Below are 22,741 nucleotides of genomic sequence, written 5' to 3'. Positions count from 1 at the left end.
GCTTGTTATAGCTTATTGCATAAGTTGCTGAAACATAAAAAAAGCTGCCGAAGCAGCTTTTTTATTTACATTACACGTCTGCGCCACCAGAGTAGCACTGAACCTAAAACTAAGCCTGCGCCACCAAAGCCACCACTTTGACGTTTATAGCTATTCTGATCTTCCCCACCACAGCTTTCAACTTCACCATTGGCTATAGGTTGCAAGGTTATTACTGTGGTAACACTTTCCATTTCTGGATCACCTTTAGCATCAAGTACAGGCTCGCCTTTGATGTTACGCTTTTCACGGCTAACCAATGCCGTAGCCACTATAGTACCGTTATTATTAATATCGGTAGCATCAACGATTTGGTACGGCAAATTACAGCCAACTAGCGTATTTAAATCGACAAACTTATCGCTGGCGATATCGTACATAAAGCCGTGAGTTCGCCGTGTTGAGGTACCATCAATGATAACTTCGGCATTACCTACAATTTGATTATTATCGTTAATGGCATTAGGTCGAGTATTTGAACTAGCAAAAAAACCTGTTACATAATTTGCTTTATTGGTGCTGTAATCATAATAAAATAACTTGGCACGGGCGTTACCGTTAATGTTTTTTACGGCATAACCCATAGCAATATTATTGTTGTTAATAGACAAAGCTCGACTACTAGACCATTCATTTTGATCAACCATAGGTAAGGCTTCGTTATCAACAAATAATGTTGCTTGCTCGGTGCGATAAATTTCATCTTGGAAAACGTACAAGTCTGAATCACTGTACAAGGATAGGCCAACAGCAATACCTGAATTGTTCACATCTAAAGCTTGGCTATAGTAGTTAATCGCTTTAACACCCTCAACGCTATGCGCTACTTGGCTATTTTTATCACCTAAAAAACCTAATACCGTAGGTGTAACCGCGTTACTACCATTTTGTGACCACAATATGCCGCGTTGGGTATAACTAAAATCGCTTAATTCTTGCCGATAAGCATTAATGGCTGGCATTCTTGCGGCACTGGTATGATAGTTGTAATAACAAACATCTATAGGTACTGCAGCTCCGGTACATAGTTTTTCTATATTGGCAATAGATTCAGCAACTAAGCCAACGCTGCCGTAGCCGGCAACAAGCCCATTATCGTTTATTGCTTTTGCCACGCTGTAACCGCCGCCGTAACTTGAATAAAGAGGAGCTAACGCTGTAGTGTCATTACCTACTACCACTACGCCCAACTGATAGGGTAATTCTGGTGCCCATAACTTCTCTGGCGCAGGTGTTGGCTTTTCAGTGGTGGCAGCAGGCGTAAAGCTCTGCTGCGTAAAGGTAGCTGTTGCCTGACCTACAGCGACGCCAGCATTATTAATATCGTATAAGTATTCACTGTTAGTTCGCGTTGCGTTGACATCACGTAACTTAATATTGTTTGCTAGCTCATTGCCACGTAATACATAGCTTATTGCATTACCTATAGGTTGTGCCGCAGGGTTTGTACCAAGTAAAATACCTAAAGTTGTTACATCAAGGATGCCATTTTTTACATCCGCTAACTGCTCTGCTGTAAATAGCGCTTTAATATTATCATTGTCAAAATCGATAGCATTTAGCTGGATCGGAAAATTAAAATATTGATACTGTACTACACCAGAATTTGTAACATCATTTTTAACCACTTTAACGGCGCCGTTAAACACGGTATCACCATTATCATTAATGGCTGACGCATAGGTAGATTTCAGTTCCGGTACTTTACCAACGTCGACGACGCTATAAACTGCCGCTTGTACAGAACACAGACTTAGCAGCGGCAGTATCGCCAAACTGATAGGTGATAATTTCATTCGGGGCCCCTAATTTTTTACTTCTTTTAAGCGTCTAATTCTTCCCAGCGCGCGTAGGTTTGCGCCAGCTTCGACTCGGTCTGTTGTAATTGGTTCAACGTGCTCTGGGTTTGCTCTGCGCTTTTTTTGAAGAACTCACCGTCATTTACCAGCAGCTGTAAGGCTTTAAGCTCGGTTTCTAACTGCTCGATAAGTGCCGGCAATTGTTCCAACTCACGCTTTTCTTTGTATGATAACTTCTTAGTACTTACAGCAGAAGCCTGAACTGGCGTTTCTTCTGTAATACTTTGTGTTTGCTTTGTCACTTTTTGTGGCGTTAACACTGGCGTTGCATGACGTTGCTGATAAGCGATCACATCATCATAACCACCGGCAATTTCTACTATACGGCCTGCTCCGGCAAATAATAGCGAGCTCGTCACGGTATTATTAACAAATTCTCGGTCGTGGCTTACCAGTAATACCGTACCCTGATACTGCTGTAAAATATCTTCTAGTAATTCGAGTGTTTCTACGTCGAGATCATTGGTCGGCTCATCGAGGATCAGCAGGTTGCTTGGCCGCGCAAAGAGTTTAGCCAGCAACAAGCGGTTTTTCTCACCGCCGGATAAGGCTTTAACCGGTGTACGCGCGCGTGCCGGTGGAAATAAAAAGTCTTGCAGATAGCTAAGCACATGCCGTGTTTTACCGTTTTGGGTAATTTCCTGCTTACCTTCGGCCACGTTGTCCTGCACTGTGGCTTCTAAATCAAGCGCCATGCGGTGTTGGTCAAAATACGCTACTTCAATATTGGTACCGCGCTTTATTTCACCGCTAGTGTGCTTGTAATCACCGAGCAATAACTTTATTAGCGTAGATTTGCCAACACCATTAGGGCCAACTAAAGCAATTCGGTCGCCACGCATAACCAATAAATCAAGGCCGTTAATAACGGTTTTACCGTCAAAACCCACACTTATGGCTTTGGTTTCAAATACTAATTTGCCAGAGCGGTCAGATTGCTCAATATTAAAGTCAACTTTACCCAGGGTTTCTACTCGCTGCGCACGCTCTTGGCGTAAGGCTTTTAAGGCACGTACCCGGCCTTCATTACGCGTACGGCGAGCTTTTATACCTTGGCGGATCCACACTTCTTCTTCCGCTAGCTTTTTATCAAACAGCGCATTGTGCTGCTGTTCGTCTTCTAGCATCTTTTGTTTACGATCAAGGTACTCTTGATAGTTACCCGGGTGTGACGTTAGCTGCCCACGGTCAAGATCAATAATACGACTGGCTAAAGCACGAATAAACGCTCTATCGTGCGAGATAAAAATAATAGCGCCAGAAAAATTAAGTAAAAACTGCTCTAACCATTGAATCGCCGCAACGTCTAAGTGGTTAGTTGGCTCATCAAGTAGCAAAATGTCGGGTTTAGCAATCAGTGCGCGGGCTAATGCCGCTTTACGTAACCAGCCACCCGATAACGTAGTTAAACTGGCATTCGGGTCCATTTCAAACTGCTGGCATAAATCGGCCACGCGGCTTTCTAAACCCCAGCCATCGCGCGTATCCATTTCGCTTTGTAGCTGTTCAAATAAACGGTAATCAGCATCTGATGCGCCGTCTAAGTTTTCTGATAAGGTGTAAAACTGTTGGGCTATTTGCGCTAAATCGCCGGCGCCTTCACGAATAAAGTCGGCAATTTTCACCTCCATTTTCGCTGGCGGGTCTTGCTCAAGGCGGCTTAATACCACACCGGTATTAACCACTATTTGCCCGTCATCTAAATTTTGCTGACCGGTCAACAATTTTAAAAATGATGACTTGCCGGCACCATTTCGGCCAACCAAACACACTCGCTCGCCACTAAATAAGCTAAAATCAACGTGATCTAAAATGGGGTGTGTACCAAAGGCTAAACATGCCTGCTGAAACCGTAATAATTCCACTATCTTACATCCTTAAGCCATGTTGCAAGCTGCGCCGCATCAAACGGCCAGCACAATTCATTATCGCCGTTACGCAGCACCGGTATCATTACGCGGTAACGTGCAAAGGCGTGTTCATCATCAACAATATCTACCACGCTAAACTGCTGTGCCAACCCCGCCGCCACGAGCAGCTGTTCTGCTTGCTCGCAAAGATGGCAGCCCCAGGTGCTGTATAAAACTAAGCTATGGCTTGTCATTGTTAACGGGTTAACTCAAAACAAACGTGAATATTGGGGTTACGTTTATAATCTTCAGGTAAGGTTGCTGCAGAAATATCTTTAACTTGCCAACCCGCATCGTTTAATGCCTGAGTATCAATTTTAAAGCGGCGTTTGTTGTTAGAAAATATAACCTTGCCGCCAGGCGCTAAGCGCGGCGTTAGCATATTAATTAGCATCACGTGATCACGCTGCACATCCCAGTTATCTTGCATCCGTTTTGAATTTGAAAAGGTTGGTGGGTCAACAAAAATCAATTCAAACTGATTACGGCAACGGCTTAACCATTGCAAACAATCGGCTTGTTCAAACTGGTATTGCTTGCCGGCTAAACCATTAAGTGTAAAGTTGCGCTTAGCCCAATCAAGGTAAGTATTTGACATGTCTACTGTAGTGACACTTGCTGCGCCGCCAATAGCCGCATGTACCGATGCCGTGCCGGTGTAAGCAAATAAGTTTAATACCGTTTTGCCTTTTGCCTGCTGCTGGATCATCCGCCGAGTAATACGGTGATCTAAAAATAAGCCGGTATCAAGATAATCGCGTAAGTTTACTAAAAACTTAGCGCCATATTCGCTAACTTCTTTATAACGGCCCACTTTATCATTGGCCTGATACTGTGAAGTACCCTTTTGTTTTTCTCGAACCTTTAAAATCATTTTATCTGAGTTAATACCCAGCACTTGTGGTACTTGGTTTACCACGTCAAATAAACGCTTTTGTGATACCTGCTCATCTACCGTAGCCGGAGCCGCATATTCGTGCACCACTACTTCGCCATCGTACCAATCTACCGCCACGTTATATTCAGGAATATCAGCGTCGTATAAGCGATAGCAGTTCAGGCCTTCTTTATTCGCCCATTTTTGTAATTGTTTAAGGTTTTTCGCTAACCTATTACCAAAAGAGCTACTTTCGCTATAAAACAGTGCTGGTGCATCAGAGCTCACCGCGACTTGCTTTTCGGTTAAATCAAACAGCGTAAATTCACAATCTAACGGACCGTTAGTAAATTTATAGGTTTTACTTTTTGATAAACGAAGCGCACGCAGTAAATCAGCATTTGAGGTGATAATAGCTAAGCGCCAACCTTGATAATGCTGTTTTAAGGCTAACGAAAACTTACTATATAGCGGTATAAGTGATGGTAAATCACCTAAACGCTCGCCGTACGGCGGGTTAGTTACAATAACACCGGCAACACTACTAACCGCAGCCTTTAAGGCGGTGGCATCGGCATAGTCAAACTGCACTAAAGCACTAACACCGGCCCGTGCCGCATTTTGTTTGGCTTTGGCTAAGCTACGTTCATCAAAATCAGAGCCCCAAAATTGTACCTTTGCCGGCAAACTACGTTCTGCAACCACTGCTTCTTGTTTTAACTGTTGCCACGTGGCATCGCGATGGCCAGGCCAACCAATAAATGCAAATTTTTCACGGGTTAAACCCGGTGCTTTATTTTGCGCAATTAACGCCGCTTCAAGAACAATAGTGCCGCTACCACAAAACGGGTCAAATAACGGTTGTTCAACCTGCCAACCTGAGCGTTTCAATAACGCTGCGGCTAAGTGTTCTTTTAATGGTGCTTCACCTTGCCCGCTGCGATAACCGCGCTGATGTAGCGATGGGCCAGAGAAATCTTGCAAGAAGTGAAAATGCTGTTTATCTAAGCGCACTTGGAAACGTACATCAGGGTCCATACGGTCGACATCTGGACGGTTGCCGGTTTCTTCACGAAACTGATCAACAATCGCATCTTTTAGACGAATAGCGCCAAACTGGGTATTATCTATTTTCGGGTGTTTACCAACGCACTCTACCGCTAAACTATTACGTAGCGACATATGCTGCGGCCAGTCAATTTTACTGGCTACTTGGTAGATATCACTGTCTGCCGTTATCGGCTCAGACTGAATAAGACGCAAAATTCGGGTAGCCAAACGAGACCACAAGCATAACTGATACGCCGTGCGCAGTTCAGCACTAAAACGCACTACTCCCATGGTTACTTTTATAACTTCGCCACCGTGTTGACGGATCTCATCAGCCAACAGTTCCTCTACCCCTTTAGACGTTAACGCCCAGAATTCCAGCATGCTACCCAACCCTTATCAAAAATGGCGCTTAGTATAGCAGAATGTAGTATTTATACGTTTGAGTTTTTACACACCGGCCAAATTGTTGTATTAAACTGCGCTTTGTTTAATAAAGCAGCGGTTGAACGGCTAATGTGAAATAAAGCGAATTAAAGACTTGCGTGTCTAAAGTAAAAGCCCTAATATGCGCCCCGCAGTGACGGACGCGGGATGGAGCAGCCTGGTAGCTCGTCGGGCTCATAACCCGAAGGTCGTCGGTTCAAATCCGGCTCCCGCAACCAAATTGAGTGTGTAGTGATTATTTAGCAAGCCCTCGGGCTCCTCTTTATAACCACGAGGCGAAGGTCTAACCCCAAGCTTACGCAACCAATTGTGACTTGTTTAGCCTAAAGGTCATCAATTAACGTCTTGCAAATCAACATATTACCTTCTCTGCTCAAGGGTAATATACGGACGCGGGATGGAGCAGCCTGGTAGCTCGTCGGGCTCATAACCCGAAGGTCGTCGGTTCAAATCCGGCTCCCGCAACCAAATTAAGTGTGTAGTGATTATTTAGAAAGCCCTCGGGCTCCTCTTTATAACCGCGAGGCGAAGGTCTAAACCTGAGCTTACGCAACCAACTAAGCCGACTAATTAAGTCGGTTTTTTTGTGCCTGAAATTTGAGTATGTGCAAGATTTTTCTGGTGTTTGCACCCGCACTTGTACCTGCGTTTGCACCTGCATCATTACAGAATGTGCTATAAGCCGAGGAACTTGACTCGCAGGTGGAGCCAGATGCTACAACGTTTAGCTAAATACTTAGTGTTTAAAATCTTTTAAATACACAACATTATCGCTTATATTTTTGGGCGTAACACTGTTTTCCTGCATTCTGTTTCTTGCGTTTACTAAGCTGTTACAGTACTGCGCTAAGCGCTCTACCGGCACAATTTTGGTCTTTTGTTTAGCTACTCGTTTGGGCTGAGTGTTAAGGTAAATAGCTAACTCCAGTGCTAAACTTGGCGATAATTCAGCTTGCTTTTTGTCTGCCAAAGTTTGCGTTACCCACAATGCGGCGTCTGCAATATGACCATTAACGCTAAGATCGGTATTTTTAACCCAGTCTATGTCGAAGTTAATATCACTAAGGTTACTTAGCAGCAGCGCAATATCGCTGCGCGGCAACATATGCTGATCTTGTAGTGTTTCAGCGAGTAGAAACTGCCACTCTATTTGTAAGCGTTTGCTTAGCTGTTCAGGCGTCAGTATTAAATCTACCGGTATAAACACAGTAAACCGACTGTTAGCCTCGGTGGCAATAATGGTTTTATGCCATGAACCATAGCTATTGTCGATAATATGCAACTGCCAGCTCATTTGCTCGCGGGTGCTGGCAACGGTATTCACCCCCACCTGCTGGCCGGGTGCGGCGGGCAAACGCGGTAAGTCGGATTTTAGCCACTTGATTAGGGCATTGGTAGCGCAGAATTGGTATTGCATGTTCATTATTGCTTAGTGTCCTTAATATCGCTATTCCAGCTAAAAATACTTTGCTAAGAGGGCGAAATAAGCATGTTTAATCTGCCAGCATCATCAAGACTTTAGATACGCTCTCCTCGTCAAATACTGACTAAACGGAGTTCATATGAAAAAAATTTATAACTTTCTTACTAGTTACTCTTACCAATACCATGCTGACGATGTTTTACTCGTTATTATCTGCTGTGCTGTCGCCATTTTCACACTCGATTTTACAACAGCTTGCGATATCGGCTTAATGTACTGTCTTTCTAAAATTTATTAAAACAGATATAACGGTAAGCCTGTTAAAACAGCATTAGTTATATCAAAGCAGTCTTTATACGTAACCTGTAGTTAACTACACTACGCGCATCTCGTCTACCATGCGTAGAAGGAGTTACGGCCCGTCCCGGAAACAGGGATATGCCTGCTTTTCAGAGCACATCCAATCGTATCTCATACAAATCTTTGACTAACTTTGAGCAGAGAATTAATGTCGTTTATAACACGGCCCCTATCGATAGTATTGCCTTTGCAAGCTATTGCTTAGGGGTTCTTTATTAGCCCTAGTAACAGTCATTTTTTGTCTGTTTTCAACAACTGTTCGATTTTATCCTGCCTATCAATGATTTTATCGAGCATGTCTTGAAGTGGTGATTTGTCACCATGTTTAGTTTCCAAAGTCACGGAAGCATTGAATGCTATTGCATCTATGGCAGATCTTAATAAATGCGCCATTAACTCATTAGTTTCCTGGCCTAGCTGTTCCACCTGCGTTTTATAGCTTTGATAGGATTTTGCCAGCGCCTCTTTATGGGCATATTCTTGCTGTAATCTTTGTGCTTCACTACGACGCTTTGACGCAAAAAATGCTAGCCAAATCACAGGCAGCGCTAACGGAATTTTATAAGCAAGGTTACTCCATAAATTGGACAATTGGCTAAGGTCTACCCAGTCGATACCAAACCAATAAATTTTGTTAGTCACAGAAACCAATGAAATAACAACCAACGTCAGAATCGAACCATAAAAGATTTTTGTATTAGTGCTAATCGTTGAGTCGAAGCTATTTTTCATTTCCCTGTAAGCAGTAGTTAAACCTGCACTGGTTGCGCCAGGTAACAACGTCTCAATTTCGTCGTTTAGCGCTTTGTACCGTTCTTCTTGTTCTTTCTTAAACTTATCTAAGTCGGCACGCCGCTTTTTCAACTCTTCTTTTAAGCCGCCCACCATAACGGTCTCGTCTTCAGCACTCGGCTTGCCAAAAATATGGTGATAGAAATCTTTCAGCTCTTTTAGGTCAGATTTTGCGCCGTCTAAAAGCTCATCAATCCTCTCGCTGTTTTCCGTAGCTTCATTTAATGCGGTCTCGATTTGTGTGCTGATTGCTTCGCCTCTGGCATCATCACTAAACAACTTATCGTGATAACCGCTGATTTTTTCGAAAAGGCTATCGGCTTTCTCTTGCAACTCTTTTATAAGCTGCTGAACTGAGTATTTCTCGTCTGTTTCAACAAACAGCTCGTCTCTAAATTCTTCTATTTCGCTTTTAAGCGTATCAACTGAGTCAGCATCACCTTTGACACTTTCCGATGCGCTTTGCATGTCGGTAACTATCTGATTTGCCTTCTCATGAAACTGGGTAAGATGCTCTTCTATGGTTTCGGCATACTTTTTAAATGCGTAATGAGCCGCTTTGGCTGGCCCACTGCCTTTACCGCAAACTGGAGCAATCACTGTCAACATTTGATCAATGTGAGTGTTAGCGCTTTGAATGCTGTTAATAGGCGAGTTAGGAGTTGTAGCGTACTGATTTATATATGTAATAACGTGACTAAAACCACTATTTAAACCATCAAAATAAGACATTGGTGTTAATTCAGGATCAATCAGCTGAATTGATTCCTCAATGTACTTCATTGCTTTTTTTAACCGGCCAATCTCTAGCCGGTCATCAGGTGTAGCATTTTGATGAGGCTTTAGCTCTGCTAGTAAAGACATGGCTTTTTTCAACTGTGCCTGAAATGCGTGGTTTTTAAACTGTGTAGTCCATCTGCTCATTCAAAATCCCTTCTCTAACAAATTTAATGTCTAACTGTGCTAATCAGGCAACCACCTGTTCGACCAATGCTTCAGCTAAGACTACTTGAGTTTGTTTACTGCTATTCAATTTCTCACTTAAAGCATCACAAAGCTCAAAAAGTTCGTTTACCCGATTAACTATCCTGCCTTGTTCAGATTTAGGCGGCAGAGCAAATGGATTACCTTCAAAAAAGTCTTTGGGCAGACGTTTTTGACCTGCCGTTCCTGTCATTTTTGACTCACCTGTCTTCAAATAAAGTGGTGATTTAATGTTCAACAACAAATATTTTGCCAGAGCATCTTCTGCAGAGATAAAACGGGCTATATGAAGCTCAGTGGTTCCTGCACCAATGCCGTTAGTTAAATCATGAAACACTGCAGCCTTACTGTTTTCAAAACATGGCGTGATCTTCGCCACAGCCAGATCACCATTAGCGAAGTGAGTGAAACCTTTTTTGATGTCACCCCAATCTCTGGTTTCACTCAGATGCTCGCCAGTGTGTGATTTACCAATTAATGTCATGGGTACAAATGACGCTTGAAGTTTATCTTCGGCATAATTGCGCGGGTTAATTTCAGCAATCCATCCCAACCTACACCACTCCCACCCCTCTGGCAGTTCAAACGGTTTCTCGTCATCACTAATCGGCGGTAACGATTTTTGCTTTTTGATTTTACCGGCTTTTACCAAGGCGTCTTTCTCAAAGGCGATGCGTTTTAGCAGTTCGCTGGCGGGTTCGTCGCTAGGGTCTTGTTTAACCAGCTTGCCCATTACTGCTAATTGCAAAATAGTTTGCTTCAGCGCGTCGATGCTGTATTCGGTGGTAAATAACGTATCAAAGTGTGCTGCCAGGCGCTGCCAGTTGCTGGCCAGTTCGTCAGCATTCAGGCTTTGGGTTAAGGTAGCCAGTAAGGCATCAACCAGTTGATTATGGGCATCGAGCTGCTGGTAGCTTTGCTGTTCCAGCTGATCGCATAGGGCCATTAGTTCATCTACTTTGGCGACGATTCGATTCTGCTCTGCAAATGGTGGTAGCGAAACGATTAGCTCATAAGCCTCATTTCTATTGAGGCCAGGTTTAATCCCTTTACCGAGCTTGTCTAGAGCAAGAGTATGGAGCAACTTAAACACGAAATTTAAATTCATATAAGCTGACGGTATACAGTAATATGCAACATCAGTTACGCAACAACCCGAATGCATACATAAATTGAGTGCACCCGCAGATCCTTTTCGACCAATTACGATACAAGGCGCATTTATAAAAGCTACGTTATGAGATCCCACTACCCCATTTGAACCATATACGGGGAATTCGCCAGTATTTGTTCTCTTTGCTTCTGGTAAGTTATCACCATACTCAAACTCCAGTAGCGAACCAAGCTTCAGAAATGCCCAGCCTTTCGGCAATTCAAAAGGCTTTTCCTCATCCGAAATCCGCGGAAATGGTTTTTGCTTTTTAAGCTTACCGGCTTTAACTAACGCCTCTTTTTCTTCAGCAATCCGCTTTAATAGCTCACTGGCTGGTTCATCAGTTGGATCTTGCGGCACCAGTTTGCCGCGTACGGCGAGTTCTAAAATCAGCTCACGCAGTTTTTTAATACCGGTTAGCTCAATCTTGTTATTGCTGCCGCGTCCGCTGGTACTTTTGGCGGTTTGTGCCTGTGTCCACAGATCTAGATGATCGGTAATCAGCTGTTCAACTTGCAGTGCCATGCTATTAACCTCTGCCGCTTGTTGGCGCTAAGGCTTCGGCCAGTATGCTTTTTAGCTGGTCGCGCAGTTGTTGTATTTCCTGCTGCTGCTGGGCGTAGCTGGCTAATAACTCTTCCGGGTCATGGCTGATTAACTCGCCAATATGCGGGTTTTTACAATCGAGGTTGTAGTTGCGCGTTTTAATCTCATCTGCCGACACCTTCCAGGCAAATTCGTTTTCCTCACGCGTGGCAAAGCCATCGGCTTCGCTGCCCCACCAGGCTTCTTCTACCGCGAATTCTTCAATGCGCATCGGCCTGGTTTTGCTGTAGTTTTTTACACCCTCTGGGTATTGGTGCTCGTAAAACCAAATGTCTTTAGTCGGTGTGCCTTTGGTGAAAAACAGCAGGTTGGTTTTAATGCCGGTGTACGGGTTAAACACGCCATTGGGCAGGCGCACTATGGTGTGCAGGTTGCACTCTTGCAGCAGCTTTTCTTTTAAGCGTGATTTCATACCCTCGCCAAATAAAAAGCCGTCGGGCAGCACCACTGCGGCGCGGCCACCGTCTTTTAGCAGGTGGATAATCAGCGTCATAAACAAATCGGCGGTTTCGCGGGTGCGTAGCGCCTGCGGGAAGTTGGTTTCGATGCCGTCTTCTTCCATGCCACCAAATGGCGGGTTGGTTATAATGCAGTCGACCCGCTTTTTTGGCCCCCAGCTGATTAGCGGCCTTGCCAGGGTGTTGTCGTGGCGGATATTAAACGGCACTTCAATGCCGTGCAAAATCATATTGGTAGTGGCAAGCAAGTGCGGCAGTGGCTTTTTCTCTACGCCAAAAATACTGTTTTGCAGCACTTGCTCGTCGCTTGGGGTTTTAACGTAATGCTTACGCTTATGCTCGATAGTGCAGGTTAAAAAGCCACCCGTGCCACAGGCCGGGTCAAGCACCTTGTCATCCAGCTTGGGGTTAACCATGCGCACCATAAATTCGGTAACCGGGCGCGGAGTATAAAACTCACCGGCGTTACCGGCGTTTTGTAAGTCGCGCAGTATTTGCTCGTACATATCACCGAACAAATGACGTTCCTGCGCCTTATTAAAGTCGATGCCGTCCTGAATTTTGTTGATCATCTGCCGCAGCAGCTGACCAGATTTCATGTAGTTGTAGGCATCTTCAAATACGCTTTTAATGACAAAAGCGCGCTGGTCGTCGCCTTTGGGTTCCAGGTTTTGCAGCGTGGGAAATAGCTCGTTATCAATAAACTGCTTTAGCTCGTCACCGGTAATGCCTTCAGCATCGGCGGCCCAGTTACGCCAGCGCAGTGGCTCGGGTATGGGTGAGGTATAATCGCCGAATAGCTCCCATTCCTGCTCTTTATCGTCATAGATTTTTAAGAACAGCATCCAGACTAACTGGCCGATACGCTGGGCGTCGCCGTCGACGCCGACGTCTTTGCGCATAATGTCCTGAATGGATTTAATGGTACTGCTGATTGACATGGTGTTCCTTTTCTAACAAATTCGTCTAAAGGTCACGAACCGGTTTACACACGCCAACACGCCGTAAATACGTCCTTGTAGGCTCGATTCGGCCATCCAGGCCTGCAACGGTTGGCTTAGTGTAAGCCGGTTCTCACTTCAGTATTCTTAATTATCAAGCAATGCTTTTATCGTCGTATAACGCTTGTTCTAGTTCCTGCACTGCCTGCTCGTAACCTGCTTTGCCGCCAAAGGCGCGCACCAGCTCGATACCGGTGCCAATTTGGTCAAACGGCGGCAGCTGCAAAATTTTAATATCTTCAATATGTTCTATGCCGGTGTCGGCATATTTTTCCAGCAGGTTTTCCAGCACCTGCAAGGCTGCGCCCTGGTACTTGGTAAAGTAATTGCGCTTTTTCACGTTATTGGCGCGCTCGCGCCGGGTAAGTGGCGGGGCATCGTAAACGATATGGGCAATTAAATCGAAGGCATCCAGCTCGTTGCCGCGCTTTTGCTTAACTTCTGCGCGTAGTTCATCCCAAAACACACCCTGCTCGGCCAGTTGCTGAATAATCTCCTGCTTACGCTCGGCGCTGCTCCAGTGGCGGAAGAAGTCTTTTAAGGTGGCAAACTGCTTTTGTACGCACTGCTTGGTGTAATCGGTAAGCGACTCGGTAATCAGCTTGCCGTCGGGGCCTAAAAACTGTACCCGCTGGCCAATCATCTGCACCGGTTGGCCGTTAACGAAGAACTTCTGCTTTTTCTCGCCTGGCCCGGTTGGGCCTGTCTCACCGCCAGGTTCATCTTCTGGCTGCTCAGAGCCGCCATAAGGCGCTCCGGGCTCTTCTACCCCACCTGGGATATCTTCCGGCGGCACAGCTTCTTCGCCTGGTTTGGGGTTGAAGATGATTACCGGTTCACCGTCAAACGCCGGATCAGCAAATAGCTCGGTGGCCTTTTTAAAGTCCATAATGGTAAACCACAGCTTGTCGTAGTCTTCATTAATGCGCGTGCCACGGCCGATAATTTGCTTAAACTCAGTCATCGACTGAATACGCTGATCCAACACCACTAACTTACAGGTTTGCGCATCCACGCCGGTGGTCATCAGTTTGCTGGTAGTAGCAATTACCGGGTAGCGGCTTTCCGGGTTAATAAAGTTATCCAGCTCGGCTTTACCTTCGTTGTCGTCACCGGTAATGCGCATAATGTACTTACTGTTTTCCCGCACCCGCACCGGGTTAAGGTTCACCAGGGCCTGGCGCATACGCTCGGCATGGTCGATGTCGTCACAAAAGATAATGGTTTTTTGAAACTCGCCGGTTTTCTGCAGGTACTCAGTCACTTTTTGCGCCACAAGTTGAGTACGCTCGTCAAACACGATATTGCGATCCATATCCTTCTGGTTATAGATCCTGTCTTCAATCTCAAGGCCGTATTTATCTTTCTGGCCCTTTCTCGGCCGCCAGCCTAACAGGTCAATATCAAAGTCGATGCGTACTACCTTGTATGGCGCTAAAAAGCCGTCATCAATGCCCTGCTTTAACGAGTAGGTAAAAATGGGCTCGCCAAAATAGTGAATGTTGCTCACTTCCTTGGTTTCTTTCGGTGTAGCTGTAAGGCCGATATGAGTGGCAGATTTAAAGTAATCGAGAATATCGCGCCAGGCCGAGTCTTCCCGTGCGCTGCCGCGGTGGCATTCGTCTATGACGATGAGATCGAAAAAGTCGGGTGAGAACTCGCGGTAAATGTTTTGCTCTTCTTCTGTGCCGGTAACCGCCTGGTACAGCGACAAATAAATTTCGTACGACTTGTTAATTGTGCGCTTGGTAATTTTGGTCATCGCCTGACCAAAGGGTTTAAAGTCGTTGTTTTTGGTTTGGTCGACCAGAATATTGCGGTCGGCTAGAAACAAAATGCGCTTTTTCTGCCGCGATTTCCAAAGCCGCCAGATAATCTGAAAGGCGGTATAGGTTTTACCGGTGCCGGTGGCCATAACCAGCAATATTCTGTCCTGACCACGCGCCACCGCCTCTATTGTGCGGTTAATGGCGGTCATTTGATAATAACGCGGGCTGCGGCCACTGCCATCGTCGTAGTATGGTGTATCCACCAGCTGCACAGCATTGTCTTTAAAGCCATGGTGCTGGCAATACCATTGCCACAGCTGCGCCGGTGAGGGGAATTGGTTAAGCGTAAGCTCGTGCTCGGTTTTGCCGCTTAAGCCGGTTTTGTCATGAAATAAAAAGCCATCGCCATTGCTGGAAAACACAAACAGCACGTCCAGCGCTTCGCTATAAGCCAGTGCCTGCTGCATGCCTGCGCCAACACTGTGTTTATTGTCTTTGGCTTCGACTACCGCCAGCGGCAGGTTTTTCTTGTGATACAGCACATAATCAGCACGGCGTCTTTCACCACGGCTATGCATGCGGCCACGCACAATAACGCGCCCGGCAGTAAAGGTAAGCTCTTCACGGATTTGGCTTTGAAGATCCCAGCCTGCTTGCTGAATGGCAGGAGTAATAAACTTGGTACAAATATCACGTTCGCTAAAGGCTTTTTTATTCATGCGTACTCATATCCGTATGATGATTAAGCGATTGTATAGGAAATGGATACAGCGTCAATGACAAACACCTCAGGTATTGAAGCGCAAACTGCAAGGGATTTTACCTCAATCGATTAATCGCCGGCTCATCAAAATAATCGTAATCACCTAAACTTAAGGCGTGTTGGCGGCGGCTTTGCTCGCTGGGTTGGCGCTTGGCTATACTAACGCCGAATACTTCGTGGTGCACTTGTTCCATAAGTTGCTGTACTTCTTGGCGGCTGCATAGCTCTAGCAATTCGCCGGCATGAATAAAGCCTTGGCTGCGTAGCTTTTGTTCAGCGTTATCTTTACCGGCTTTGCTGGCCAGAAACATGTCAGTAAATTGCTGGTGTAAGGTAATTAAAAATAACTCGCGCTGTAAGTAGTTCATCTTGGTCTCCTAAGTTGGCATCCGTGCCTGTTTGTCCATTTCCCTGTTCGCTACGTCCGGTAGCGTTGTCCATTTACTGTCACCTATTTATTGTCATCTATTTACTGTAACTATCGGCGACAGGTCATCCGTTGCTATACATCTTAGGTTGTTTCTAAATTCACGCCATACTGTGCAAGTATTCAGTGTACGCTTTTCATTCACATCAAAGGGCTGGATGAAAATTGTTGTTTTGTTATGGTTGGCTTTGCTTTAACTTTAAACCTACTGGTAACCTAATAAACGACTACACCAAGCGTAACATGCGTACGCTTTGGCTACAGATAAGCGCAAAGGTAACGATGAATAATACACATGATGTTAGCGAAAACGAGGAGCAAGGTTGGCCGCTGCGCTGGGAGCTACTGATGCGCTATCGGCTAATTGAAATTGTTGCACTGTGGGAAGGCCGCTTAACCACTAAGCATTTATGTAACAGCTTTGGCATTGCCCGCCAGCAGGCCTCTAAAGATATTAATGCCTATTTGCGTGATGTTGCGCCAGACAATCTGGTGTATGACAGCAAGTTACGGGGTTACAAACCTGCAAGCCATTTTTCGCCCAAGGTAACCAGTGGCTTAGCCGATGAATATTTGCATGCGTTGGCAAGCACTAAAGACTTCGCTCATACCTTTAGCCAACTTGATTTAGGCTTTGCCCATACTGAAATGCTGAATACGCCAGTGCGTCAGGTAAACCCCGATATTTTACGCGCACTTGTGCAAGCTGCCAGAGATGGCAACAAAATTGATATGGGTTATGTGTCACTTACTTCGCCTGATGAAGAAAGTCGAATTATTGCGCCGCACACACTGGTATGCACACCACTGCGTTGGCATGTACGTGCATATTGTGAGAAAAACCGCGATTATCGTGATTTTGTGCTCAGCCGTTTTCGCAGCATTAACCACATTGAAGGTAGCGCACAGATGACTAAAGCAGAGGATGCACGCTGGAATACCTTGGTTGATATTATACTGGTGCCCGACTCGCGTTTATCTGCTTACCAGCAAACCATTATTGCCGATGATTACAATATGACACAGGGTAAACGCGTGATCCCAGTGCGCTCGGCCTTGATCCCCTATGCGGTGCAGGCATTAAATTTAGATTTAACCAAAATAGAAGCCCGCCCCGAAGCACAACAAATAGTGGTGGCAAATTTAGATGAGGTGCGCAAGCATGCGTTTTAGCCGGTAAGCCCAGCTTAAACACGCCTAAATAGCGTCAGGGCCATGCAAACGAAAATGCCAATTTTCTACTTGTTGCGTTTCTATGCGTAGCATTATTTTACTCATCCAACTTACTGACAACGTGGTTTGCTGTTTTAATAGGGCTAAATGCTCTGGGTTTAGCGGATCAGTAAAAAATAGCTGACAGGTTTTTGCCACACTCAGGGCATTTGCTAAACGTTGCTGCAAAATCAACGGTTGTGAAACGCTTACCGTACCTGGCTGAATAACCCGATATAACCAACCACAGTGGCCACTTTGCTGCATATCTAGGGAAATATTCGCGTTACCCCAGCGTTTATTCAGCTTATAACATGGTGAGCGCGGCTGGCTTACCTCTATAATGGCATCGCCCCATTGGTAACGGTCGCCTAAGTAAACGTTATGCTCGGTCATACCAATAGAGCTAATGTTTTCTCCCATGCCCGGTATTTGCCAATTAATGCTCGGGTATTGTTGTTGCCAGTAGGCATAATGCTCTAACGGATACTGGTGCAGAGCACGCTCTGGCCCACCATGATGCTTAGGATCTGCCGACTCATCCTCTGCTAAGCCGTGTAAAGATAAATATAAGCTTTGCTCAACGCCGTGTTTATCTATCGCAGTTTGAATGCCATAGCGTGTGGCGATTTTGCCGCAATAAACGCCGTTAAGGTAATGTGTTGTCATTAAATAGCCTAATAAACTAACGCAGTATTTGGTGTCTAGTATACCCACACAGTACACTGTAGGTCATTGCATTATAACTAGGCTTTTTTGATGAGTGAATTTACGGTTGATAATAGCTTGGTACGTTTAGGCGCGCCTTATAGCCAAGCCTGTTTACCTACTAGTGTGCCTGCACCACAGTGGATTGCCTTTAATACTGAACTTGCTGCGCAATTAGCCTTACCTAAACACTATTGGCAAACCGATACCGGCTTAGCTTTATTTAGTGGTAATAACTTACCTGATTGGGTGCAGTCGGCAGCGCATGCGTATGCTGGCCACCAATTTGGCCATTTTGTACCGCAATTAGGCGATGGCCGAGCCTTGCTATTGGCTGAAGTATTAGATGAAACCGGCCAGCGCTTTGATATCCAGCTAAAAGGCGCTGGCCGCACACCGTTTTCGCGCCGTGGCGATGGCCGAGCGCCATTAGGCCCAGTGCTGCGCGAATATTTGGTTAGCGAAGCGATGCACGCGTTAGGCGTACCCACTACCCGAGCGCTGGCTGCGGTATTAACCGGTGACTGGCTGCAACGTGACACGGCAGAGCCCGGTGCTATTATTACTCGTGTTGCTAAAAGCCATATTCGTATTGGTAGTTTTCAATATATTGCTGAACATGGCGATATTGAGCAATTAAAAACCTTTGCCGACTATGTTATTAACCGGCATTATCCACACTGTGCGGCAAGTAATACGCCCTACTTAGCATTATTAGAAAGCGTGGTAGAGGCACAAGCCAACCTAATTGCCAAATGGATGAGTTTGGGGTTTATTCACGGCGTAATGAATACCGATAATATGAGCATTGCCGGCGAAACCATTGATTATGGCCCCTGTGCTTTTATGGATAGCTTTAACCCAGCACAAGTGTTTAGTTTTATCGATAAACAAGGCCGTTACGCTTGGGGTAACCAACCGCGCATAGGCAGCTGGAATTTAGCGCGCTTGACAGAGTGTTTATTGCCGCTGGTAAACCCAGAGCAAGAGCTGGCGGTGGCCGAAGCAACCGCGGTATTACAAAAATTTAGCACGCTTAATGAAACCGCATTTTTGCAGTTAATGGCAGCTAAAATAGGGTTACAGCAGGCCACTGCAGCGGATGAGGTGTTAATACGCGATTATTTACATTTAATGACTGAAAACAAAGCTGATTTTACCTTGGCATTTCGGTTATTAAGCCAATCGATTAACGACATAAATGCCGGCGCTGCGCAGCTATTTGGCGATAAACAAGCTTGGCAAAGCTGGGCTGAGCGCTGGCAACTGCGGCTGGCGGAACAAGCAATAAACGCTACGGAGGTGCAACAGCAGATGGATAGCACTAATCCAGCGGTTATTGCCCGTAACCATCAAATTGCGAACGCCATTGAGCAGGCAACAGCACAAGGCGATTTAACGCTGTTTAATCGCTTACATAAGGCGTTGGCTACCCCTTTTACTTTAGCTAAAGCCAATGCGGATTTAGGCTTAGCACCCAACGCCGAGCAATGTATTGCTAATACTTTTTGCGGTACTTAGCCCAAACAAAAAAGCCAGAGCATTAGCTCTGGCTTTCTTTTAACGCTGAGTAATATTCATTACTTACCGTATTTTTCTGCTAAATACAGCCAAGTTTCTAATACGGTATCGGGGTTTAACGATACGCTATCTATGCCCTGTTGCATTAACCAGGCGGCAAAGTCTTCGTGATCTGAAGGGCCTTGGCCACAAATACCGATATATTTACCTTTGGCTTTACAGGTTTTAATGGCCATTTCTAATAATTTATAAATGGCTGGATTACGTTCATCAAACAAGTGCGCAATTAGGCCGCTGTCACGGTCTAAACCCAGTGTTAGCTGAGTTAAGTCGTTAGAGCCGATAGAGAAACCATCGAAATACTCTAAAAACTCTTCGGCTAATAACGCGTTTGACGGTAATTCACACATCATAATCACACGCAGGCCGTTATCGCCGCGTTTTAAACCATGTTCAGCTAATAGATCAATTACTGCGCTGGCCTCTTCTAAGGTACGCACGAATGGGATCATCACCTCAATGTTGGTAAAGCCCATAACGTTACGTACCCGTTTTAACGCTTCAACTTCAAGTGCAAAACAATCACGGAAATCTTGTGAAATATACCGTGCAGCACCACGAAAGCCAATCATTGGGTTTTCTTCATGCGGCTCATACTGACGGCCGCCCACTAAGTTAGCGTATTCGTTCGATTTAAAATCTGACATCCGCACAATAACTTTTTCTGGCGCAAAGGCACAGGCCAGCGTGGCAATGCCTTCCGTTAGCTTAGCAATGTAAAATTCTACTGGGCTGGCGTAGCCGGCTATCATCTCGTTAATAGTGGCCTTAAGCTCAGGTGTTTGCGCGTCGAAGTTTAAAAGCGCTTTAGGGTGCACGCCAATCATGCGGTTAATAATAAATTCTAAACGCGCTAAACCTATACCGGCATGTGGCAACTTAGCAAACGAGAATGCCCGCTCTGGGTTACCCACGTTCATCATTATTTTTAAATCTAGCTTAGGCATTTGATCAATGCGGCTGCTAACAATTTTATAATCTAGTTTGGCATCGTAAACAAAACCGGTATCACCTTCCGCACAAGACACCGTAATTTGCTGGCCAGTTTTAATTTTACTGGTTGCATCACCACAACCCACAATCGCAGGAATACCCAGTTCACGCGCAATAATTGCCGCATGACAAGTACGGCCGCCACGATTAGTAACAATGGCCGACGCGCGCTTCATTATCGGTTCCCAGTCAGGATCGGTCATATCGGTAACCAGCACATCGCCCGGTTGAATTTGGTCCATTTGCTCAATGCCTTTTAGCACTTTAGCGGTACCACTACCAATACGCTGACCAATAGCACGGCCTTCAACTAAAATTGCTGCTGTGCCTTCTAGCTGAAAACGCTCCATGGTGTTGCTGTCTTCACGGCTGCGTACTGTTTCTGGCCGCGCTTGTACAATATAAAGCTTGCCGTCGTTACCATCTTTTGCCCATTCAATGTCCATGGCACGGCCATAGTGCTTGGCAATAGTAACCGCTTGTTTGGCTAGCTCTTCCACTTCAGCATCGGTTAACGAAAACTGACGGCTACGGGTCTCTTCAATATCAACAATTTTCACTTGTTTACCGTGGCCTTGTTCGCCAGAGTAAATCATTTCTATTTTTTTGCTGCCAAGGTTACGTTTCACAATGGCTGGGCGGCCTGCCGCTAAGGTTGGTTTATGCACATAAAATTCGTCAGGGTTAACTGCGCCCTGCACCACCATTTCACCTAAACCATACGATGAGGTAATAAATACTACGTCTTCAAAACCTGATTCGGTATCAATACTAAACATAACGCCAGATGAGGATAAATCTGAGCGCACCATTTTTTGTACGCCAGCAGATAAGGCAACACCGCGATGGTCGTAACCTTGGTGTACACGATAAGAAATAGCGCGGTCGTTAAACAATGAGGCAAATACGTGTTTAATAGCGATAATAACCGCATCATAACCACGTACGTTTAAGAAAGTTTCTTGTTGGCCAGCAAAAGAAGCGTCTGGCATATCTTCGGCAGTTGCTGATGAGCGTACCGCAAACGACACATCGTGCGCCGCATCAGGGTGTAATTTCTGATAGGCTTCGCGAATAGCTTGCTCTAATTCTGGCTGAAAAGGAGTATCAATAACCCATTGCCGAATTTGTGCGCCCGCTTTGCTTAGTGCTGGAATATCGTCAACATCTAAGCCATCTAGCAGCTGATAAATGCGTTCGTTAACGCCGCTTTGCTCAAGAAATTGGTTGAAAGCATAAGCGCTAGTAGCAAAGCCGCCCGGTACTTGTACTCCTGCATTAGCGAGGTTACTGATCATTTCGCCTAAAGATGCGTTTTTTCCGCCCACGCGGTTTACATCATGCATTCCAAGATTTTCATACCAAATCACAAATTCTTGCACAGTTAATCTCCATTTTTTGTCGTGTGGCGTGTAAGCTTACAGTTAGCACTACAGTAATACCGATTTTACACTGGCACTCATGAGAATTAAAACCTTAATTTTCAATGTAATTTAATAACAACAAAACGGAGCACTCGTGCGCACAGCCTTTTATATTTCAGATGGCACGGCTATTACCGCAGAAGTATTTGGCCAAGCCTTACTTACTCTTTTTCCTACTAAATTTGAGCATGTAACCATTCCTTTTGTCGAAACAGCAGAGATGGCAGAACAAGTAAAGCAACGCATTAACGATCGTTATAAAACTACAGGAGAACGTCCGCTTATTTTCCAAACCTTTGTTGACGACAATTTACGACAAATAATTAACCACAGTAATGGTGTTTGTTACGACTTTCTGCATAGCTTTATTGAACCCGTGCAGCGTGAATTAGGCGTTGCCCCTGTACCTAAAACTCACCGTACGCATAGTATTCATGAGCAAACCTATGACTTTCGCATTGACGCCGTAAACTACGCGCTAGCTAATGATGATGGCTCAAATTTAAAAGACTATGATCAAGCTGATATTATTCTTATTGGCGTAAGTCGCTCTGGTAAAACACCAACCAGTTTATATTTAGCACTGCAATATGGTATTAAAGCTGCGAATTACCCCTTTGTTGAAGAAGATATGGAGCAACTGCGCCTGCCAGAAGTTTTAAAACGTAACCAAGACAAGTTATTTGGTTTAACCATTACCCCAGAACGACTACACCATATTCGAGAACAACGCCGAGCAAATAGCCGTTACGCATCGTTGCGACAATGCCAACTTGAACTTAACGAAGTAGAGCGCTTATATCAGCAGGAACACATTCCATTTTTAAATTCAACCCATTTATCTATTGAAGAAATTTCAGCAAAAATTATTGCGAAAACCGGCTTAAAACGGCGTAAATACTAGG

15 protein-coding genes and 2 tRNA genes are annotated in these 22,741 nt (G+C 45.2%); 5 read left to right on the top strand and 12 right to left on the bottom strand.

What is annotated here, in order from left to right; genetic code table 11:
- Nucleotides 1-65 precede the first annotated feature (65 nt).
- The 4 genes from MN199_RS05890 to rlmKL are packed head-to-tail and all read right to left on the bottom strand — an operon-like array spanning nucleotide 66 to nucleotide 6,119.
- Nucleotides 66-1,835 carry a DUF3466 family protein gene (locus tag MN199_RS05890; protein ID WP_335738749.1) on the bottom strand — a complete coding sequence of 590 codons (1,770 nt, stop codon included), beginning with the start codon at nucleotides 1,833-1,835 and terminating at the stop codon, nucleotides 66-68.
- A 26-nt stretch (nucleotides 1,836-1,861) separates the two neighbouring features.
- Nucleotides 1,862-3,763 (bottom strand): ATP-binding cassette ATPase Uup, encoded by a 1,902-nt coding sequence (uup, locus tag MN199_RS05885; RefSeq protein ID WP_335738748.1) that lies wholly within the window; start codon nucleotides 3,761-3,763, stop codon nucleotides 1,862-1,864.
- A complete protein-coding gene (locus MN199_RS05880) occupies nucleotides 3,763-4,002 on the bottom strand; it encodes a glutaredoxin family protein (RefSeq protein WP_335738747.1) in 240 nt (79 codons plus the stop codon). The genes uup and MN199_RS05880 overlap by 1 nt, the downstream gene beginning before the upstream one ends.
- A 2-nt stretch (nucleotides 4,003-4,004) precedes the next feature.
- A complete protein-coding gene (rlmKL, locus tag MN199_RS05875; protein WP_335738746.1) occupies nucleotides 4,005-6,119 on the bottom strand; it encodes a bifunctional 23S rRNA (guanine(2069)-N(7))-methyltransferase RlmK/23S rRNA (guanine(2445)-N(2))-methyltransferase RlmL in 2,115 nt (704 codons plus the stop codon).
- Between the two features lie 204 nt (nucleotides 6,120-6,323).
- Between rlmKL and MN199_RS05870 the strand changes: the two genes are divergently transcribed.
- Together MN199_RS05870 and MN199_RS05865 are read left to right on the top strand one after the other, a co-directional pair.
- A tRNA-Met gene (locus MN199_RS05870) sits at nucleotides 6,324-6,400 on the top strand.
- A gap of 173 nt (nucleotides 6,401-6,573) precedes the next feature.
- Nucleotides 6,574-6,650: transfer RNA gene (locus tag MN199_RS05865), tRNA-Met, on the top strand.
- A gap of 268 nt (nucleotides 6,651-6,918) precedes the next feature.
- Here MN199_RS05865 and MN199_RS05860 read toward each other — a convergent pair.
- The 6 genes from MN199_RS05860 to MN199_RS05835 form a co-directional block, all read right to left on the bottom strand.
- A complete protein-coding gene (locus tag MN199_RS05860) occupies nucleotides 6,919-7,605 on the bottom strand; it encodes a hypothetical protein (protein WP_335738745.1) in 687 nt (228 codons plus the stop codon).
- Nucleotides 7,606-8,196: 591 nt separating this feature from the next.
- On the bottom strand, nucleotides 8,197-9,681 hold the full coding sequence (locus MN199_RS05855; protein ID WP_335738744.1) for a hypothetical protein: 1,485 nt from the start codon (nucleotides 9,679-9,681) through the stop codon (nucleotides 8,197-8,199).
- Nucleotides 9,682-9,724: 43 nt separating this feature from the next.
- Entirely contained in the window at nucleotides 9,725-11,419 is a 1,695-nt protein-coding gene (locus MN199_RS05850) for a restriction endonuclease subunit S (protein WP_335738743.1), read from the bottom strand.
- Between the two features lie 4 nt (nucleotides 11,420-11,423).
- Nucleotides 11,424-12,899, bottom strand: coding sequence for a type I restriction-modification system subunit M (locus tag MN199_RS05845; protein ID WP_335738742.1), 1,476 nt, complete (start codon nucleotides 12,897-12,899; stop codon nucleotides 11,424-11,426).
- Nucleotides 12,900-13,053: 154 nt separating this feature from the next.
- On the bottom strand, nucleotides 13,054-15,447 hold the full coding sequence (hsdR, locus tag MN199_RS05840; RefSeq protein ID WP_335738741.1) for an EcoAI/FtnUII family type I restriction enzme subunit R: 2,394 nt from the start codon (nucleotides 15,445-15,447) through the stop codon (nucleotides 13,054-13,056).
- 100 nt (nucleotides 15,448-15,547) lie between these two features.
- Nucleotides 15,548-15,859 (bottom strand): hypothetical protein, encoded by a 312-nt coding sequence (locus MN199_RS05835; RefSeq protein ID WP_335738740.1) that lies wholly within the window; start codon nucleotides 15,857-15,859, stop codon nucleotides 15,548-15,550.
- Nucleotides 15,860-16,200: 341 nt separating this feature from the next.
- Between MN199_RS05835 and MN199_RS05830 the strand changes: the two genes are divergently transcribed.
- Nucleotides 16,201-17,091: a BrxR family helix-turn-helix transcriptional regulator gene (locus tag MN199_RS05830; RefSeq protein WP_335738739.1), complete on the top strand. Its 891-nt coding sequence runs from the start codon at nucleotides 16,201-16,203 to the stop codon at nucleotides 17,089-17,091.
- Nucleotides 17,092-17,115: 24 nt separating this feature from the next.
- Here the strand turns inward: MN199_RS05830 and MN199_RS05825 are convergent, their stop codons facing one another.
- Nucleotides 17,116-17,799 (bottom strand): MOSC domain-containing protein, encoded by a 684-nt coding sequence (locus MN199_RS05825; RefSeq protein ID WP_335738738.1) that lies wholly within the window; start codon nucleotides 17,797-17,799, stop codon nucleotides 17,116-17,118.
- 90 nt (nucleotides 17,800-17,889) lie between these two features.
- On the opposite strand from MN199_RS05825, the gene MN199_RS05820 reads away from it, so the two are divergent.
- Nucleotides 17,890-19,359: a protein adenylyltransferase SelO gene (locus MN199_RS05820; RefSeq protein ID WP_335738737.1), complete on the top strand. Its 1,470-nt coding sequence runs from the start codon at nucleotides 17,890-17,892 to the stop codon at nucleotides 19,357-19,359.
- A gap of 59 nt (nucleotides 19,360-19,418) precedes the next feature.
- Here MN199_RS05820 and ppsA read toward each other — a convergent pair whose 3' ends face one another.
- A complete protein-coding gene (gene ppsA, locus MN199_RS05815; protein ID WP_335738736.1) occupies nucleotides 19,419-21,794 on the bottom strand; it encodes a phosphoenolpyruvate synthase in 2,376 nt (791 codons plus the stop codon).
- Nucleotides 21,795-21,930: 136 nt separating this feature from the next.
- Between ppsA and ppsR the strand changes: the two genes are divergently transcribed.
- Nucleotides 21,931-22,740, top strand: coding sequence for a posphoenolpyruvate synthetase regulatory kinase/phosphorylase PpsR (gene ppsR / locus MN199_RS05810; RefSeq protein WP_335738735.1), 810 nt, complete (start codon nucleotides 21,931-21,933; stop codon nucleotides 22,738-22,740).
- Nucleotide 22,741: the final 1 nt, after the last annotated feature.

The organism is Rheinheimera metallidurans, from assembly GCF_036983985.1.
Taxonomy (GTDB): domain Bacteria; phylum Pseudomonadota; class Gammaproteobacteria; order Enterobacterales; family Alteromonadaceae; genus Alishewanella; species Alishewanella metallidurans.
Note: the sequence above shows the minus strand (reverse complement) of the source record. Positions and strands in the feature narration are given on the sequence as shown.

What these genes read in the sequence shown, in the direction of transcription:
- MN199_RS05835 (WP_335738740.1), bottom strand. Translation starts at nt 15,859, where the DNA reads ATGAACTACTTACAGCGCGAGTTATTTTTAATTACCTTACACCAGCAA.
- MN199_RS05855 (WP_335738744.1), bottom strand. Translation starts at nt 9,681, where the DNA reads ATGAGCAGATGGACTACACAGTTTAAAAACCACGCATTTCAGGCACAG.
- MN199_RS05830 (WP_335738739.1), top strand. Translation starts at nt 16,201, where the DNA reads ATGAATAATACACATGATGTTAGCGAAAACGAGGAGCAAGGTTGGCCG.
- MN199_RS05860 (WP_335738745.1), bottom strand. Translation starts at nt 7,605, where the DNA reads ATGAACATGCAATACCAATTCTGCGCTACCAATGCCCTAATCAAGTGG.
- rlmKL (WP_335738746.1), bottom strand. Translation starts at nt 6,119, where the DNA reads ATGCTGGAATTCTGGGCGTTAACGTCTAAAGGGGTAGAGGAACTGTTG.
- MN199_RS05850 (WP_335738743.1), bottom strand. Translation starts at nt 11,419, where the DNA reads ATGGCACTGCAAGTTGAACAGCTGATTACCGATCATCTAGATCTGTGG.
- MN199_RS05825 (WP_335738738.1), bottom strand. Translation starts at nt 17,799, where the DNA reads ATGACAACACATTACCTTAACGGCGTTTATTGCGGCAAAATCGCCACA.
- hsdR (WP_335738741.1), bottom strand. Translation starts at nt 15,447, where the DNA reads ATGAATAAAAAAGCCTTTAGCGAACGTGATATTTGTACCAAGTTTATT.
- MN199_RS05880 (WP_335738747.1), bottom strand. Translation starts at nt 4,002, where the DNA reads ATGACAAGCCATAGCTTAGTTTTATACAGCACCTGGGGCTGCCATCTT.
- MN199_RS05890 (WP_335738749.1), bottom strand. Translation starts at nt 1,835, where the DNA reads ATGAAATTATCACCTATCAGTTTGGCGATACTGCCGCTGCTAAGTCTG.
- MN199_RS05845 (WP_335738742.1), bottom strand. Translation starts at nt 12,899, where the DNA reads ATGTCAATCAGCAGTACCATTAAATCCATTCAGGACATTATGCGCAAA.
- MN199_RS05820 (WP_335738737.1), top strand. Translation starts at nt 17,890, where the DNA reads ATGAGTGAATTTACGGTTGATAATAGCTTGGTACGTTTAGGCGCGCCT.